This window comes from Burkholderia sp. SIMBA_051 (genome assembly GCF_046534915.1).
Classification (GTDB): Bacteria; Pseudomonadota; Gammaproteobacteria; order Burkholderiales; family Burkholderiaceae; genus Burkholderia; species Burkholderia ambifaria.
Window position 1 is genome coordinate 1 of sequence record NZ_JAWRXS010000897.1, and the last position, 236, is coordinate 236.

Consider the following 236-nt stretch of genomic DNA (forward strand, 5'->3'; position numbering starts at 1 on the left):
CTATCATCCGCCGATCATCGGCTTTTCGAGCACCACGGCGAAGGACAGCCTGCGCAACGTGCGGGAAACCGGCGAGTTCGTCTGGAACCTCGCGACGCGCGATCTCGCCGAGCGGATGAACCGGACCTGCGCCGCGGTGCCGTACGGCGTGAACGAATTCGAACTCGGCGGGCTGACCGCGATTGCGTCGCGTCTCGTCGACGTGCCGCGCGTCGCGGAAAGCGGCGTCAACTTCG

The 236-nt window shown here is 66.5% G+C and carries 1 protein-coding gene; it reads left to right on the plus strand.

All coding sequences use genetic code 11. From position 1 onward, the window contains the following. A partial coding sequence (locus tag SB771_RS37050) for a flavin reductase family protein (RefSeq protein ID WP_410722292.1) occupies positions 1 to 236 on the plus strand: 236 nt, incomplete at both ends.